12 protein-coding genes and 1 riboswitch are annotated in these 16,851 nt (G+C 69.6%); of the genes, 11 read left to right on the top strand and 1 reads right to left on the bottom strand.

Translation table 11 applies throughout. The features are described 5' to 3' along the window. Positions 1-893: 893 nt before the first annotated feature. A complete protein-coding gene (locus DRB06_RS06145; RefSeq protein WP_111819410.1) occupies positions 894-1,958 on the top strand; it encodes a DNA-binding transcriptional regulator in 1,065 nt (354 codons plus the stop codon). A gap of 59 nt (positions 1,959-2,017) precedes the next feature. Here DRB06_RS06145 and DRB06_RS06140 read toward each other — a convergent pair whose 3' ends face one another. Next, positions 2,018-2,311 carry a DUF4235 domain-containing protein gene (locus tag DRB06_RS06140; protein WP_111819409.1) on the bottom strand — a complete coding sequence of 98 codons (294 nt, stop codon included), beginning with the start codon at positions 2,309-2,311 and terminating at the stop codon, positions 2,018-2,020. A 300-nt stretch (positions 2,312-2,611) separates the two neighbouring features. Next, a riboswitch (TPP riboswitch) is annotated at positions 2,612-2,744 on the top strand. Positions 2,745-2,795: 51 nt separating this feature from the next. On the opposite strand from DRB06_RS06140, the gene DRB06_RS06135 reads away from it, so the two are divergent. The 10 genes from DRB06_RS06135 to DRB06_RS06090 all read left to right on the top strand — a co-directional run bounded on the left by DRB06_RS06135 (position 2,796) and on the right by DRB06_RS06090 (position 16,826). Further along, positions 2,796-3,938: a thiamine ABC transporter substrate-binding protein gene (locus tag DRB06_RS06135; protein ID WP_309300325.1), complete on the top strand. Its 1,143-nt coding sequence runs from the start codon at positions 2,796-2,798 to the stop codon at positions 3,936-3,938. Between the two features lie 22 nt (positions 3,939-3,960). Further along, entirely contained in the window at positions 3,961-5,727 is a 1,767-nt protein-coding gene (locus tag DRB06_RS06130) for an iron ABC transporter permease (RefSeq protein WP_111819408.1), read from the top strand. Next, positions 5,724-6,863: an ABC transporter ATP-binding protein gene (locus tag DRB06_RS06125; RefSeq protein ID WP_111819407.1), complete on the top strand. Its 1,140-nt coding sequence runs from the start codon at positions 5,724-5,726 to the stop codon at positions 6,861-6,863. Before DRB06_RS06130 ends, DRB06_RS06125 begins: the two co-directional genes overlap by 4 nt. 338 nt (positions 6,864-7,201) lie before the next feature. Beyond that, positions 7,202-8,191, top strand: a complete 990-nt coding sequence (locus DRB06_RS06120) for an ABC transporter permease (RefSeq protein WP_083565779.1) — start codon at positions 7,202-7,204, stop codon at positions 8,189-8,191. Beyond that, the gene (locus DRB06_RS06115) at positions 8,188-9,174 is read left to right on the top strand and encodes an ABC transporter permease (protein WP_111819406.1); all 987 of its coding nucleotides are present in this window, start codon (positions 8,188-8,190) and stop codon (positions 9,172-9,174) included. Before DRB06_RS06120 ends, DRB06_RS06115 begins: the two co-directional genes overlap by 4 nt. A 61-nt stretch (positions 9,175-9,235) precedes the next feature. After that, positions 9,236-10,966: an ABC transporter substrate-binding protein gene (locus DRB06_RS06110; protein ID WP_108965646.1), complete on the top strand. Its 1,731-nt coding sequence runs from the start codon at positions 9,236-9,238 to the stop codon at positions 10,964-10,966. After that, the gene (locus tag DRB06_RS06105) at positions 10,966-12,777 is read left to right on the top strand and encodes an ABC transporter ATP-binding protein (RefSeq protein ID WP_108965648.1); all 1,812 of its coding nucleotides are present in this window, start codon (positions 10,966-10,968) and stop codon (positions 12,775-12,777) included. The genes DRB06_RS06110 and DRB06_RS06105 overlap by 1 nt, the downstream gene beginning before the upstream one ends. Positions 12,778-13,071: 294 nt before the next feature. Beyond that, positions 13,072-13,938, top strand: a complete 867-nt coding sequence (locus tag DRB06_RS06100; protein WP_083565777.1) for a glutathione transferase — start codon at positions 13,072-13,074, stop codon at positions 13,936-13,938. A gap of 403 nt (positions 13,939-14,341) precedes the next feature. Then, a complete protein-coding gene (locus DRB06_RS15795) occupies positions 14,342-14,668 on the top strand; it encodes a hypothetical protein (RefSeq protein ID WP_073330390.1) in 327 nt (108 codons plus the stop codon). 52 nt (positions 14,669-14,720) lie between these two features. Next, positions 14,721-16,826: a DUF6571 family protein gene (locus tag DRB06_RS06090; RefSeq protein WP_111819404.1), complete on the top strand. Its 2,106-nt coding sequence runs from the start codon at positions 14,721-14,723 to the stop codon at positions 16,824-16,826. Positions 16,827-16,851 lie beyond the last annotated feature (25 nt).

Below are 16,851 nucleotides of genomic sequence, written 5' to 3'. Positions count from 1 at the left end.
GGCTGCGGCTGCCAGCGCACGCGGTACCGGGGCGAGTGCCTGCAGACCCATGAACATGGCGGCTGGGATGCGGGTGGGAAGGGGGGTCGGGGTGCGGGTGAGGTGGTTGGGGTGGGGGGTGGTGCTCGGGTGAGGTGGCTGGTGGGGTCGGGGGTGTCATTGGATGCACCACTTTCAGTTCTGCGGCCGCCGGCCGTGTCAGCTGCGTCCGCGGATTTCCGCGGTTTCGGTATGTTTCTGGCAGTGACGCGGTCCGAAAGTGGTGCATTTTGTGACAGGTGCGGGGTGCGTATCCGGTGGAGGCGGCGGCGTGCGTGCGGTGGCTCGGGGTGGCAGGCCCGTCGCCACGCTGAGGGTCGTGGCTCCGGAAGAGCGTCGTTCCTTCGGGGTGCACCCCGATCTCAAGGTTCCCGATGAGTTCTTCTTCGCGCCTCTGGCGGAAGGCAGGGGCGCGAAGGTCAATCTGGCTCGTTGTCCACGTTACCTACGCCGACGATGACGTTCTCGGGACCAGGCTGACGGTCGGCCTGGTCCGGTGGCCCATGTGACCTCGGATCACGCCGTTGTACCTGCCTGCAACGAGTTTGCGCTGACAGGGATTCACGTGAGGAGTGCTCGCGCCGATCCACTGCGGCTCGCGGCGCCGAAATGAGTCTCCCGCCCGGCGCGCGCCGGACAGTCGGGTGTCGGTACGCGCTTGGTGCCCGCCGCGGCCGACAGGCCCGCCGCTGGCCTCGCTCGCCCGTTCCCGATACGCTGCGTGAGACTGGCGGTGCACGGTCGTCTGGGCGCACCGTGACCGCGCCGCTCGGCAGCTTGTCGGCGCGATAGCGGACCGCTGGCGTCATGAGACTCAGCAACTCAGCCAATACCGGACCCCAGGGAGCGCATCCATGAGCCCACGCCGCGAGAACGACGACCATCACGAGCCCGACGATCCCGACATCGCCCAGGCTATGCGGGAGCGCCGACAGGAACTGGGGCTGAGCGTGCCGGTGATGGCAGCACGCGCCGGCGTTTCCGAGCAGACCTGGCGCAACTACGAGGCCGGCCGCACCCAGGTGCGCGGCGACAAGCAGGCGGGCGTGTGGGAGGCCCTCGAATGGGAGCCGCCCACCCACGTGGCCGCACTGGACGGCCTTCGCGCCTACCTGCAAAGCGGCGCAACGCCAATGGGCATGGCTGGTGGCCCCGGCGACCTCGGCACCGCCTTCGGCATCCCTGGATACGACATCCCTGACGAAGCCTACGACGCCTTCGAAGGCCTAGACGCCGAGGACCTGGCCGCCCAGGCCGCCGCCGAGCTCCCCATCCCCGACTGGGATGACATCCCTACGGTGTTTTCCGAGGTCTACTCCCCGCGGTTGGCCCGCATGCTCGGGGAGGACGCCGCCCGCTGCTTCGCCCTGGGGACCTTCCTGTTCGACATGTCCGTCGCCGAGGACCTCGAGGGCCTGGCATCGCTTCCCCGCGGCGCCCACCTGGGCCAGCTCGACGAGACCCACATCGGCTCCACCCTGCCGCAGTTGTGGCTGACCCGCTACGACTACGAGTTCGTCTTCCAGTTGCGCGGCACCGCCCGGGACATGACCCTGCGTTTGACCGACGCCGGCCCTGCGGACGGTGAGCCGCTGGTGCGCAACCTGGCCGACGCCCTCGTGCTCCACGACATCTTCAACCTCGGCGGCGTCATCGCCGACTCGCGCGGCGCCGACATCGACGAGGACCGTTGGGAGGGCTGGGTGGACGCCCTGTCCGGCCCCGACCAGCCCGCTCACGCGCTGATCGCCATGGGCCTGGTCCCGGCCGCCGACGCGCCCGATCACTTCGACAACTGGTTCGCGCCGCTGCCGGCCCCCTTCAGCCCCGACTGGGACAGCCCATCAGAGGGCACCGGGTCGACGACGGCGACCGACCGGGGCGACGCCACCGTCACCCCGCTGCGCCGCAGTCACTGACGGCGTCGATGGTGGAGTCGCATACCCGCAGGGGCGGCGGTGGGTACCACCACCCGCCCTCAGGCCTCCAGCGCCGGCGCTTCGCCCGCGCCGGGCACGTCCCCGCTGCGGCGGGCGTGGATCTTGGCGGCCTGCCGCAGCGTCAGCTGCCGGGTCAGTGTCATGACGGCGCCGGAGATCACCGCGAATGCGACCACTTCACCCAGGCGGTAGCTGAGCACCTGGTCCTCCTCCCGCGGAGCCGGCTTGCCGGTTACGGCCTTCCACCCGGCGGCCACGGCCTTCTCGGCAACAGTGCCGGAGACCAGGAGTGACAGGGCGGAGGCAACCGTCCAACCGAGACTGTTCTTCATGGTGGTGACTTCCTGAGATCTGCTTGATGACTGGACACCTGTCGGCGACGTCGGCGCTGTCGCTGGTCGCCGACCCCGCCCTGATCCTGTCACATGCATCGGGCGGGCGGTGCGTGGACGCACCCGGACCAGTGCATTACACGGGCAGTCGGCAGCGTTTTCACAGTTGCCCGTCGGCGGCGCAACGGGACGTGGCCACCGCTGCGCCGCCCGCATGAGTGCCACGCGGGCAGACGCGCCTGGTGCCGCCCGGGCCGGTGCGGGATGTCGGGCGAGCATCGTCGTCGCGGTAGGCTGTTCCCGCAACGACAGGGGAGCGCCCGTCGTCGGCGGGCTTGCCCGCCTGCGGCCACGGCGCTGAGAGTGCGGGCAGCCGCAGACCCTCGAACCTGCCCCGGTTCGCACCGGCGAAGGAAGTCGAGAATCTCCCCGGGCGCACCGGCTGCGCCCGGGCCCTCCGGAGAGCCCATCCAGGAGGACCATCGTGAACACCAACCAGATTGACGGCGCTGCCTCGACGCGCAGCGCCCGGTCGCTCACCACCATCCGCCCCAGCCGCCGCGCCCTGCTCACCGGGGGCGCCGCCACCGCCGTCGGCCTGGCGCTCGCGGCCTGCGGCTCCGGGAACAACGGCCCGAGTACGGGAGGCACGGCGGCGGGCGGTGACACCGTCACCGTCGTCACCTACGACTCCTTCGACCTGCCCGACGAGCTCATCACCGCCTTCAAGGACGACACCGGCTACACCCTGGAGATCGCCCGCTCCGGCGACGGCGGCGAGGTCGCCAACAAGCTGATCCTCACCAAGGACGCCCCGCTCGGCGACGCCGTCTTCGGCATCAACAACACCATGGCCTCCCGCATCCTCGCCGAGGGCGTCATCGACACCACCACCGCCCTGAACCTGCCCGACGGCGCCGCGGACTACCTCGCCCCCTACATCGTCGACGACACCCCGGCGCTCGTGCCCATCGACTTCGGGGAGGTGTGCGTCAACGTCGACACCTTCTGGCTCTCCGACCGAGGCCTGGAGATACCCACCGTCTTCGAGGACCTGACCGACCCGGTCTACAAGGACATGTTCGTCGCCATCAACCCCACCACCTCCTCCACCGGCATGGCCTTCCTGCTGGCCACCATCGGCCACTTCGGCGAGGACGGCTTCGCCCAGTACTGGAAGGACCTGGTCGCCAACGGCACCAAGATCGACGAGGGCTGGTCGGACGCCTACTACACCGACTTCACCGCCGGCGGCGGCGATGGCGCCTACCCGATCGTCGTCTCCTACTCCTCCTCGCCCGCCGCCACCCTCAACGACGACGGCATCCCCACCACCGCCGCAATGTCGCGCACCGCCACTCGCCAGGTCGAGTACGCGGGCGTGCTGGCCGGGGCCGCCAACCCCGACGGGGCCGCCGCCTTCGTCGCCTGGATGCTGTCGCGCCAGGTGCAGGAGGCCATCCCCGACGCCATGTACATGTACCCGGTGGACCCCGATGCCGCCCTCGCGGACGACCTGGCCGATTTCGGTGCCACTGCTGAAGATCCGATCGTCGTCGACCCCGATGACATCGCCGACCACCAGCAGGAGTGGCTGACCACCTGGGCGGAGGCCGTCGGCCAGTGACGGTGGGAACGGAGGGCTGCCAGTGACAACGGCGGTGGCCGGACCGAGTGCCCGGGGTCCGCGGGCGACGGCGGGGGAGCGGATCGGATGGACGCTCGCCGTCGCCGCCCCGCTGGCCTTCCTTGGCGTGTTCTTCGCCTGGCCCGTGCTGACGCTGCTGGCCCGCGGCCTGGCCCCCGACGGCACCCTCGACCTGGGCGGCTTCGGCGAGGTGCTGTCCCGGCCGCGCACCTGGCGGATCATCGGCCAGACCCTCATCCAGGCCACCGCCGCCACCGTCATCTGCGTGGCGCTCGGCATCCCGGGGGCGCTGGTGCTCTACCGGCGCCGCTTCCCCGGCCAGGGCCTGCTGCGCGGCGTGGTCACGGTTCCCTTCGTGCTGCCCAGCGTCGTCGTCGGCACCGCATTCCACGCCCTGGTGACCACCGGCGGGCCACTCGGCGGGCTGCACCTGGACGGCACCCGCACCGCCGTGATCGCCGCCCTGGTGTTCTTCAACTACGGATACGTGGTGCGCAACGTCGGCACCATGTGGTGCCGGCTCGACCCACGCGCCGTGGAGGCGGCCCGCACCCTGGGCGCGTCGGCGTGGCGGGCGTGGCGCACCGTCACCCTGCCGAGCCTGCTGCCCGCCGTCGCCTCCGCCGCCGCGACCGTCTTCCTGCTGTGTGCCACCGCCTACGGGGTGGTGCTGGTGCTGGGCGGCACCGGCGCGGGCACCATCGAGACCGAGATCTATCAGCTCACCGCCCGCTACCTGGACCTGCGGGCCGCGGCCGTGCTGTCGGTGGTGCAGCTGGTGGTGATCGTCGCCGCCCTGTGGGTGGGGGAGCGGGCCCGCCGCGCCCGCCAGGCCCACCTGGCGCTGCGCACCGATGTGCCCGCGACGCCGCTGCGCGCCGCCGACGCCCCGGCCCTGGCCGTGACCGCCCTGACCATCTGTGGTCTCCTGGTGATGCCCATGGCGGTGCTGGTGATCCGCTCGCTGCGCCGGGCCGGGCACTGGACGCTCGCCAACTACACCGACCTGTCCACCACCGGCGGCGACAACGCCCTGCTGGTATCGGTGTGGGAGGCGGCCGGCAACTCCCTGCGGGTGGCCGTGGCCGCCACGGTGATCGCCCTGGCGGTGGGGGTGGCCGTGTGCCTGGTGCTGTCCCGCAACCCGCGCTCGCGGCTGCTCAGGCGCGGGATCGCGCTGTTCGACGCCGTGTTCATGCTGCCGCTGGGGGTGTCCGCGGTGACGGTGGGCTTCGGCTTCCTGATCACCCTGGCCCCGACCGGGTTGACCCGCAGCTGGTGGATTCTGCCGCTGGCACAGGCCGTGGTCGCCGTGCCACTGGTGGTGCGCACCCTGCTGCCCGGCATGCGGGCGATCGACCCGCGTCAGCGGGAGGTCGCGGCCACGCTCGGCGCCGGTCCGGGCCGGGTGCTGGCCAGCGTGGACGGGCCGCACCTGCTGCGCGCCGGGGGGTTGGCCGCGGGATTCGCCCTGGCCACCAGTCTGGGGGAGTTCGGGGCGACGTCGTTCCTGGCCCGCCCGCAGGGACCCACCCTCCCGGTGGTCGTCTACCGGCTGGTCGGCTCCCCGGGCGCGCAGAATCAGGGCATGGGGCTGGCCGCCGGGGTGGTGCTGGCGGTCGGCGCCGCCGCCCTCATGCTCGCCTGCGAGCGTCTCCAGACCTCCGCGGCGCTCTCCCGTCCCGCGCCTCCCCACCGAGACCGCACCGGTAACACGCTGCGACCGGCACAAATGATGCCCGCACACAACCCAGGAGAATCCGCATGACCGTTGCCCCTGCGGTTCCCGCCCCCGCATCCGAACCCGCGCCCGCCGCCTCGGGCCTGCGTGTGCGCGGCCTGCGCGTCGTCTACCCGGCCACCCGCGGCGCGGCACCCCTGACCGCCGTCGACGCCGTCGACCTCGACGTGCCGCGCGGCCAGATCCTCGCTCTGCTGGGCGCCTCCGGCAGCGGGAAGTCCTCCCTGCTGCGCGCCGTCGCCGGCCTGGAGGACATCGCCGCCGGCACCATCACCTGGGACGGCGACGACGTCGTCCCGGTGCCCGTGCACCGACGCGGCTTCGGGCTCATGTTCCAGGACGGACAGCTGTTTCCCTTCCGCGACGTCGCCGGCAACATCGCCTACGGGCTGGCCGGCCTGCCGCGTCCCGAGCGGGCGCGCCGGGTGGAGGAGGTGCTCGACGTCGTCGGCCTGCCCGGATACGGGGACCGGGCGGTGACCACCCTGTCTGGCGGGCAGGCGCAACGGGTCGTGCTCGCCCGCGCCCTCGCGCCGCGCCCGCGGCTACTGCTCCTGGATGAGCCGCTGTCCGCCCTCGATCGCGCCCTGCGCGAGCAGCTCGCCACCGACCTGCGCACCATCCTGAAGGCGCAGGGCACCACCGCCCTGTATGTCACCCACGACCAGGACGAGGCCATGACCGTCGCCGACCGGGTCGGTGTCATGGCCTCCGGCCGGCTGCTGCGTCTGGACACCCCGGAGCGGCTGTGGGCCGACCCCGGCAGTGCGCGTGTCGCCCGGTTCCTCGGCTTCGCACCGCTGCTCGACGCCGACGCCGCCGCCCACCTCGGCTGGGCCGACCTCCTGGCGGGGCGGCCGGGTGAGCTTCTGGCGCTGGCGCCCGGTGCGCTAGCGGTTGCGCAGGGCGACGCCGGGAACGCGGACGACGGCGGGACTCCAGGTGGTGGGGCCGCCACCTCGGGACCGGGCGGCTACGAACTCAGCGCGCGGGCGCGGGTGGCCGCGGTACGCATGCGCGGCGGACGGCGCGTAGTGGAGGTCGAAATCGCCGGCGAGCCCGCCATGGCCGTGCTCGCCGATGGCGATGCGGAGCCGGTGCGGGCGGGGCAGGAGATAACCGTTCGCCTGGACCGGCGTCGCACCGCGGTGGTGCGGGCCTGAGCGCGAGACCTCGTCATAACCACCGATCTCGGCACGTAAGAGCCACCGACCTCGGTGAGAGGGGCGGGCGAGGGCAGGTGAGAGGCTGGTCTCACAATGCCGTGGCGACTCGCGTGATCGCTCTGCACGCTGCTAGCGTCACGCCCCGACGCCGACACCCGGCGTCGACGGTCGAACCGGCTCCCCGGAGCACGTCGACCGCAACCCGATCCCCGGAGGAACCACCTCACATGCTGGCCATGCGAATGTGTTGTTGCTGTCGCTGACGACAGCTCTACGCCCATTCGCCGTCCACTCCGAGCGCTGACGCGTTCCCCAGCCCTTATGTGAGGTTCCCCGTGCACACGTCCACCCGGGACGCCCGTACTCTCTCCGCCGCCACGCCCGCAGAGGGCGCGCCCCTCACGCCCCCGACGCCGCTCGGCCCGGCGGCCCCCTCCACCTCCCGGCAGCTGTTGAACCGCCTGCGCGCCGACCGGGCCGCCACACTCGGCGCGATCATCGTCGCCCTGACCACCCTGGTCGCCTTGTTCGCGCCGTGGATCACGCGCGCCTTCGGCGTGGACCCCTACACCTACGACCTCGACGCGCTGGACGCCTCCGGCCTGCCGCTCGGCCGCTTCGGCGGCATCAGCGCCGCGCACCCCTTCGGCGTGGAGCCGCAGACCGGCCGGGATTTGTTCGCCATCGTCGTCGAGGGCACCCGCACCTCCTTCTCCATCGGCATGGGCGCCACCGTCCTGTCCATGGTCGTGGCCATCGCACTGGGCGTGTCCGCCGGCTACTTCGGCGGCTGGTGGGATGCCCTGGTCTCGCGCCTGACCGACATCACGCTCGGTTTCCCGCACCTGGTGTTCATGATCGCCGTCTCTGCGATCGTCCCGGCCACCGCTCCGCGCGTGCCCATCATGATCCTCATCATCGGGATCCTCGGCTGGCCGTCGACCGCCCGCGTGCTGCGCAGCCGCGCCCTGTCCCTGCGCTCACGCACCTACGTCGGAGCCTCCCGCGCCATGGGCGCCTCCCAATGGCACGTGGTGACCCGGCAGATCCTGCCCGGCCTGGTGGCCACCATCATCGTGTTCACCACCCTGTCCATCCCCGGGAAGATCACCGCCGAGGCGGCCCTGTCCTTCCTCGGCGTCGGCGTGAGCCCACCGACCCCGTCCTGGGGACGGGCCATCGGCAGCGCCGTCACCTGGGTGAGCACCGACCCCTGGTACCTGCTGTTCCCCGGGGCGGCCCTGTTCCTCGTCACCCTCGCCTTCAACCTCTTCGGTGACGGCCTGCGCGACGCCCTCGACCCCAGGACTGGTGAGGCCCGATGAACCGCCTGCGCTTCCTTGCCTCCCGCACCGTCCAGACGCTGCTGGTGCTGGTGGTGATCGCCTTCATCACCTTCGCGATCTTCTCCCTGTGGCCCTCCGACCCCGCCGCCCTGGCCTGCGGCAAGCCCTGCACACCGGAGAACCTGGCGCGTGCCCGCGAGTTCATGGGATACGACCAGCCCTGGTACACCCAGTTCTGGCACTACCTGACCGGTATCGTCACCGGCCGCACCTTCGGCTCCGGTGCCGCCGCCATCACCTGCGCCGCCCCCTGCCTGGGCTACTCCTTCCGCCTGTCGACGCCGGTCACGGAGCTGATCGCCTCACGGCTGCCGGTCACCGCCTCCATCGCGATCGGTGCGGCGGTGCTCTGGCTGGTCATCGGCGTGGCCGCGGGTGTCGTGTCCGCGCTGCGGCGCGGCACCCGACTGGACCGCACCATCATGGCCGGAACCGTCCTGGGTGTCTCGGCGCCCTCCTACCTGCTCGGCCTGCTGGGCATCCTCCTGTTCGGCTTCACCCTGGACATGGTGCCCGTATCCGGCTACGTGCCCCTGAGTGAAAACCCCCTCGACTGGGCCTGGCACCTGATCCTGCCCTGGTGCGTGCTGGCCCTGATCTCCGCCGCCGTCTACGCGCGCATGGTGCGCGGAGAGATGCTGGAGAACCTCGGTGAGGACTATGTGCGCACGGCCCGCGCCGTGGGCCTGCCCGAGCGGCGCGTCATCGGCCGCCACGTCATGCACAACGTGTCTCTGCCGGTGGTCACCTATTTCGCCCTCGACCTGGGCGGCATGCTCGGCGGCGCCGTCATCACCGAGCGCGTCTTCTCCATGCAGGGGCTCGGCGCCCTGCTCATGGACGCGGTCAGTACCACCGACCTGCCCGTGATCATGGGGGTCACGCTCGTGGCCGCCGCCTTCGTGATCGTCGCGAACCTCCTGGTTGACGCCTTCGCGGCCGTCATCGACCCGCGGGTCTGAACCCGCCCATTCCCACACCCTTACTCGCTCTGCGCTCGATTTCTACCCGAAAGGAACCCCCATGTCCTCCACCCGCCCGACGACGACGCAGCCGGCCTCCACGCGGCACCCCGAGACCCGGCCCGCCGGTCGTGGACGCTTCGCCGTGTCCCGCCGCGGCCTGCTGGCCGGCGCCGGCGTCTCCGGTCTCGCCCTGGCGCTGGCCGCCTGCGGCGCCAACTCCCGCTCAACGGCCACCGCCACCGCCGCCACGGCCTCCGCCGGCGGCACCCTGTACGTGCTCAGCACCGACACCGACATCAACTGGGACCCCGCCAAGAGCCAGTCCCTGGCCATCACCTCCCTGGGTCTGGTGCACCGCCGCCTGACCACCTGGGACATCACCGCCGACGGCGTCCCCGCCGTCGTCCCGGACCTGGCCACCGACACCGGCACGATCTCCGAGGACGGCCTGACCTGGACCTACACCCTCAAGGAGGGCATCACCCTCGAGGACGGCACCCCGATCACCTCCGCCCACATCAAGTACGGTCTCGAACGGTCTTTCGCCTCCGCCCTGTCCGGCGGACTCGGCTACCACAAGACCCTGCTGGCCGACGCCGAGGGCTACACCGGCCCCTACGACGGCGAGCACCTGGACTCCATCGAGACCCCCGACGAGCGCACCATCATCTTCCACCTCGACCACCCCTACGGCGACTGGCCCTGGATCGTCTCCCTGCCGGCCTTCGCACCCGTCCCCGAGGACAGCGACGACCCGGCCACCTACGCCCAGGCCCCCGTCGCCTCCGGCCCCTACCGGGTGGAGTCCTACCAGCAGGGCAACTCCGTGACCCTGGCCCGCAACGAGAACTGGTCGGCCGCCACCGACGAGGTGCGCACCGCCCTCCCGGAGCAGATCGTCTTCTCCCTGGGGCAGGATGAGGACACCGTCAGCCAGCGGCTGATCGCCGACTCCGGCGACGACCAGAACGCCTTCTCCGCCCAGCTGCTGACCGCCTCCAAGCTCGCCCAGGTCAGTGCGGACCCCAATGCCTCCGCCCGCCTGGCCACCTCCGACCCCGGCCCGCTGCTGTACCTGGCGATCAACACCGAGCGCATCACCGACCCGGATGTCCGCAAGGCCATCGCCTACGCCGTCGACAAGACCGCGGTGCAGCGCGCCCTGGGAGGGGAGCTCGGTGCCGGCATCGCCACCACCTACATCACCCCGGGCATCCCCGGCCAGGAGGACTACGACCTCTACCCCACGGACCTGGAGCAGGCCAAGTCCCTGCTGGAGGGCAAGGACGTGCCCGAGCTGGTCCTGCTGTCCCAGAACAACGAGGCCCGCCTGGCGATCTCCGAGGCCGTGCAGCAGTCGCTGACCGAACTGGGGCTGAAGGTCACCATCGATCCGCAGTCCTCCGACGCCTACACCGAGCGGGCCACTCAGGGTGACGGATCCACCTACGACCTGACCGTCGTCTCCTGGAACCCCGACTACCCCTCGGCCAACGCCAACATCCAGCCCCTGTACGCCTCCTCCGAGATCGGCCAGGGCGGCTACAACATCTCCCGCTACTCCGACCCCGAGGTGGACCAGCTGATCACCGAGGCCTCCCAGGAGAGCGACCCGGAGGCGGCGGCCACCAAGTGGGCGGCCCTGGACCGGCGCATCGCCGAGGACGTTCCCGCCGTGCCTCTGGTCAACCGCCGCAACTCCTTCCTGCCCGGATCGAAGGTGACGGGCTTCTTCGTCGCGCCCTTCCCGGCCTACCCCAACTACCTGGTGCTCGGGGTGAGCGAGTAGTGCGCGGCGGGGAGCAGCAGACCGAGTCCGGCCGGACGGCGCCGACCCCCGCGCTGTCGCTGCGCGGCCTGGGCGTCTCCTTCGCCGGCACCGTTGAGCACGCCAGCGCCGACATCGACCTGGATCTGGTGCCCGGTCGGGTGCTCGCCCTGGTCGGGGAGTCCGGTTCGGGCAAGTCCGTGACGGCCATGGGGGCGCTCGGCCTGCTGCCGGACACCGCCGTCGTCATCGGCTCCGCCGTCGTGACCGACCCGCGCCCGGGCGCCCCCGACGCTCCGGGCACGCAACTGGTCGGGGCACCCCGGCAGGTGCTCGACGACGTGCGCGGGCGCCTGGTGGGCACCATCTTCCAGGAGCCGACGACGGCGCTGGACCCGCTGGAGACCATCGCCTCCCAGATCGGCGAGGCGATCCGCGCGCACGCCACCGACCGCCCCCGCCGTCGCCGGGTGTACGCCCGGGTGCTGGAGCTGCTGGGGCGCGTGGGTCTGGGCGAGGGCGAGCAGGTCGAGCGGGTCGCCCGCTCCTACCCCCACCAGTTGTCCGGCGGGCAGCTCCAGCGCGCCTGCATCGCCCTGGCCATGGCCGCCGACCCGCCGGTGCTCATCGCCGACGAGCCGACCACGGCCCTGGATGTGACCGTGCAGGCCGGCATCCTCGACCTGCTGCGAGAGCTGACGGACTCCGGCGTCGCCGTCCTGCTGATCACCCACGACATGGGCGTGGTGGCGGATGTGGCCGACGACGTCGCCGTCATGCGGCAGGGGCGGATCGTGGAGCGCGGCGGCACCCGTGAGCTGTTCGCCCACCCGCATCACCCCTACACTCGTGCCCTGCTCGACGCGGTGCCGCGGCTGGAGTCCCTGCGCCGGGCTGCCCCGGCCGACGGGGCGTCACAGGACGAGGCGACCGCGGCGTCGCCCGCCACGACCGCGCCCGACGCCGGAGCGGACATTCCGACGCCGATCACCGGTGCGGCCGCCGACCACGCGTCGCAGGCCGAGCCCGTAGTCGAGATTGATGGCCTGAACGTGGTCTACCGCAGTCACCGGCACCGGGTGCACGCCGTCCGGGACGTCTCCCTGCGCATCGGCGCCGGCGAGGTGCTCGGGCTGGTGGGTGAGTCCGGTTCCGGCAAGTCCACCATCGCCGGCACCCTGACCGGGCTGGTGCCGATCGCGGCCGGGTCGGTGCGGGTGTGCGGCGTGGAGGTGGCCGGAGCCGGACGACGGGCCCTGCTGCCGGCCCGCCGCGCCACCGGCGTCGTCTACCAGAATCCCGCCTCCTCCCTGAACCCGCGGCGCACGGCGGGCTCGGCCATCGCCGAGCCGATGGTGGTGCACGGCGGGTACGACTCCGGTGCCCGGCGGGCGCGGGTGCGTGAACTGCTGGAGGCCGTGCGCCTGCCGGCCGATCTGGCCGACCGCTACCCGCACGAGATGAGTGGCGGGCAACGCCAGCGCGTCGCCATCGCCCGGGCGCTGGCGCTGGAACCGCGCCTGGTGATCGCCGACGAGCCGACCAGCGCCCTGGACGTGTCGGTGCAGGCGGTGGTGCTGGAGCTGCTGCGCGAGCTGCAGTCGGAGCTGGGCTTCGCCTGCCTGTTCGTCTCCCACGACCTGGCCGTGGTCGACTCCCTGGCCACGCGGACCGTGGTGCTGTCGCAGGGGCGGGTCGTCGAGCAGGGCGCGACGGCGCAGGTGCTCGCCCACCCGCGCCAGGAGTACACCCGCCGCCTGGTGGCGGCGGTGCCCGTACCCGACCCGGACGCGCAGGCCCGCCGCCGTGCCGCCCGCCGGCAGGCCGCTTGAGCGGACGGCCGCCGGGCGGGGAACTGGAGGCGCGGGGCGTTATCGGCCGGGCGCCGGGCGGGTGGGGTACCGGATGAGTGGAGCGCCGGATGGGCCAACCGTCCCGGTCTGTTCACCGAGGTCGGTTGAAGTCACGCGCCCAGTTCGGCTGAAATGGCTCATCCCGGGCCCGGTAGTGCAGTAATCTCACAATGTGGGTTCGCCTCCGGTGAAGGGGCTGACGGGAGGCGGGCACAGGGGCCACCATTGGGTTGAGCCCGTATGACGTTCGTTTCCATGCCCCGGGAGGCACCCATGGCTCTTGCCCACTCGCACCGCTTCACTGAAGGTGATCTGCCGGTAGAGGCCGGCCGTTACCGGCTGGTCGCCTCCGCCTCCTGTCCGTGGTGCCGTCGCGTCCTCATTGCTCGTCGGCTGCTGGGCCTCACGGAGGCGATTCCCGTCTCTTGGAGCTACGGTCGCGGCGCCGACGGCTTCTGGGAACTGACCGGCCCCGACGGCGAGCCCGGCCCCGACCCGGCCCTCGGCGGCGCCACCTCGATCGCCGAGGTCTACGCCGGCACCCCCGGCTATACCCCGCCGCCCACGGTCCCGGCGCTGGTGGACACCACCACCGGGCACGTCGTCGTCGATGACTCCGGGGACCTGCTCTTCGACCTGGCCACCGCCTGGAAGCCGCTGCACCGCGCCGGCGCCCCCGATCTGTACCCACTGGACCGGCGTAACTCCACCGACGCCTGGGACAAGTGGATCGGCGAGCACATCAACCGGCCGCACGCCACCGCCACCCACTCCAAGGACACCGAGGAGGCGACGACGGCCGCCAACAATGTGTTGCTGGCCTTCGACGTGGTCGACACTCTGCTGGCCCGCGCCACCAAGATGGAGGCCTCCCGCGAGGCGGCCCTGACCGTGCAGGATGTGCCGCCGCTGTCTGCCGTGGTGTCCGTGGAGCAGTTCCTGTGCGGCGCCGCCCCTACCGGAAGCGACATCCGTCTGTTCACCACCGTGCAGGCCTACGAGTACGGCGGGCGCGCCTACTACCCCGGCGGCGAGGCGCCGTCGATCGCCTTCTGGCCGGCGCTGGCCCGCTGGTTCCGGGCGTTGGAGGGACGCGTCGGCTGGGTCGGCACCGAGGAGCGCAGCGCGCTCGGACTCTGAGGTGGTGGCGTGCCCGCGCCATTGGCGGCGGGCCATGCGTAATCAGGGGCTATCCATCGCCGTGAATGGCGGACGACGCTGAGGCGCCACGCCACCGACCACCCGAAGACGGGTCACCGGCTTTTGCCGTTGCGCGGGTGGCTATGGGCAGACCTGCCCATTTGATGGATGTACTTGTCCACGTACTCTCCTATGCATACATGATCCTGCATGTATCCGACATTAGGAGAGAACGTGAAACATGTATCCGACCGACGTTCTTACCCGAACGAGCGCGCTCGTAATCGAGGCGTGCCGCTGGCACCAGTGCGCGTCTTCGCGAATACACGCGAAGCGGCCATGGCGGTCCGGACTCTCGAGCCAATGAATGCGTCCACCTGCACCGGAAACAGGGGCTAGTCTGATGGCGGAGAATCTGCGGCGTCAGGCGCTCGGACGCCTGTGCGAGTATGTGTCCAACCAGAACACGAGGCTTGGCTTTGACGGCACCTTGGTGCCGCGCTACGCGGGGCCCTCAAAAGGCGCGGAAATAATGGCAACGGTCAATGCGTCAGACACCTGGACGGGACCGTTGGCGGATGAGATGGCTGAAGACGCCAAGGCGGATGTGGACGCGGTTGATGCCGTATTCAGCAATCTGTTCCGGGATGTCCGGAATAAAAGGGACGCCCTGGAAATGGAGGTGGAGGAGGACGATCCGGACGCCAACTGGCCCAATGGCGGCGTTTAGGTGCGGCGCCGCAACCAGACTGACAGTCCAACCCGAAGGAGGGTAGCAACAAATGGCCGTGCTACATATGGATCCCAGTAAGCTGGAATCAGTGATACAGAATATCCGCGCTCTCGCGGACGAGTGTGACGCCGCCAAGTCGAGGATCGATAGCGAGTTCGAGGCGGAGCATGATCCGATGGACATCGAGGACTTTCCGCCCGCCGCCGATAAAGTGATCGGTAACCTCAACGGCAGGGCCGACACGTTGGAGGAGGCCAAGAATGCCATCGTGGCTGTCAACGAGTCCGGCGTCGGCAGCATGAACGCGGACGGTGTCATTACTTATAATCTGCCAGACACCGTGACGATCAGCTCGGTCAGTGATCTCAGTTCGCTGGTGCAGGCTGAAATCGATGCGGAGAAGGCGAAGAACGCCGATCCCGATGAGCTGCTGGACCTGATGAATGGGTCTGTGGCAGATCATCAGAACGACGAGGTATATGCCGCCGCCTTCGCCGACGCCATGGGACCTGAGGGTATGGCGGATCTGGCGTACGCGATTGATAAGCACCGGCAGTCTCAGCTTGAGAATGTGCCCGACTATGATCCGAACGATCTTGACACCGACTACAGCACACGCTTGGATCGGACCAACGATGCGTGGTTGTCCGCTCAGGCGACGCTGTCGATCTGCTTCGGCACCGCCACGAGCTCGTCGGCCTGGACTCCGCAGCACCGTTCGGAGTATGCGGAGGAGCTGGCTGAACTTGTCACGGACGAAGATCAGCCCTACTACATGCCTCTCGGCTTCAACCTGCTGCTGGAAGGGGCTAATCGGACGGCTGCGAATACGGCCGAGCTCGATGGCGAGGCCGTGCAGGCCGGTGGGGTGTTCAACAAGTACTTCCTCCAGGAACTGGGGTATGCCGTGGAGGCACACGAGAAGACTTGCGAAGGTTACCCGGTGTGGCAGTCGCAACGGATGAATGCGCCACGACCAAAAGGCCCTGTGGGTGATTGGGATCCGATGACTGGGATTCTGACTGCGATGGGGCGGCAGCCTGACGCGGCTTTGGAGTTCCTGGCGCCGCCGGTTGATGATCGTGCAATCGAGCAGACCGTGGAGGTTGATGGTACTACTTGGGAGTGGCTTAAGGATCGCGATTGGGACTCGACCAGTTTTGAGGCACTGAGCGCTGCGTTCGCGGGCGCTTCGGAGCATCGGCAGTTGACGACGGGGACGAAGGACGAGCGTGCTGCGTGGATTACGGAGCAGGCGGTGGTCGACATGGCTGGGCGTGAGGACGGCTTGTGGACGGATACTTCGCGGCAGAACGCGGCCGTGGTACTAGCAAACTCCATGCACGAGATCGATCAGGCTGCGAGTGGACGAGATGACTCACAGCCGCCAACTCGGTTCCTTCAGGATCAACCAACTAGATGGGATGAACTTCACTGGGATGAAATCAGACTATTATTGCAGGAGACGCTTAAGGATGATGTTGCGCTGCTGACCGTTTCGGACGCGGCAGGTAGGTATACGTCGCAGCGCCTGGATAGCTCGCTGGATGAGTTGCCTGCGGACGCGACCTACCAGGACGCGTATGATCAGGTTTCCCAAACGCGTTATTACGATGGCTGTTTGCTTGGATACATTCAAGGTGCGGCGGAGAAGGGGCGCGGCGACGAGGCGGCCGAAAAAGACGCGACCAACCAAATGATCCTCGGTGCCTTTGGTAAAGGGCTGAGCTTCATCCCGGGGCCGCAGTCCGCTGTGGCTAGTAAGGCGTTAAGCATTGTCGAGTCCTACATGCTCGACGCGGGCGGCGACGCCTTACCGTCCAATTCTGAACAGGCCAAAAAAGATGCGAAGGACATGCAGACTGCTGTTAAGGATCGGCTATTCGCTGAAACTTATGCGAAGCTCGATGAGCGGGGGTATTTGCCGGCCGGCGCATATACGGATCCCAGTGGGAAGCCATATGATTATACCTGGATGGATTATGATAATCAAGACGGCTCTCATGTTAATGAAGAGGAGCTGCTTTCTAGTCCTGAAAACATCGCGAAGTTCAAGAGCTGGATTGCAGACCCCGACCTTAGCGTGGTCTCGAACGAGGCTCGAGAGCCTTCTACGGAAGGGTTCGAGCATGGCCGCGAGAAAGGATTGGAGTGATGCTCGATCATCGCTCGTGCTGTTC

Source organism: Actinomyces sp. Z5 (assembly GCF_003287795.1).
Lineage (GTDB): Bacteria > Actinomycetota > Actinomycetes > Actinomycetales > Actinomycetaceae > Actinomyces > Actinomyces glycerinitolerans.
Note: the sequence above shows the minus strand (reverse complement) of the source record. Positions and strands in the feature narration are given on the sequence as shown.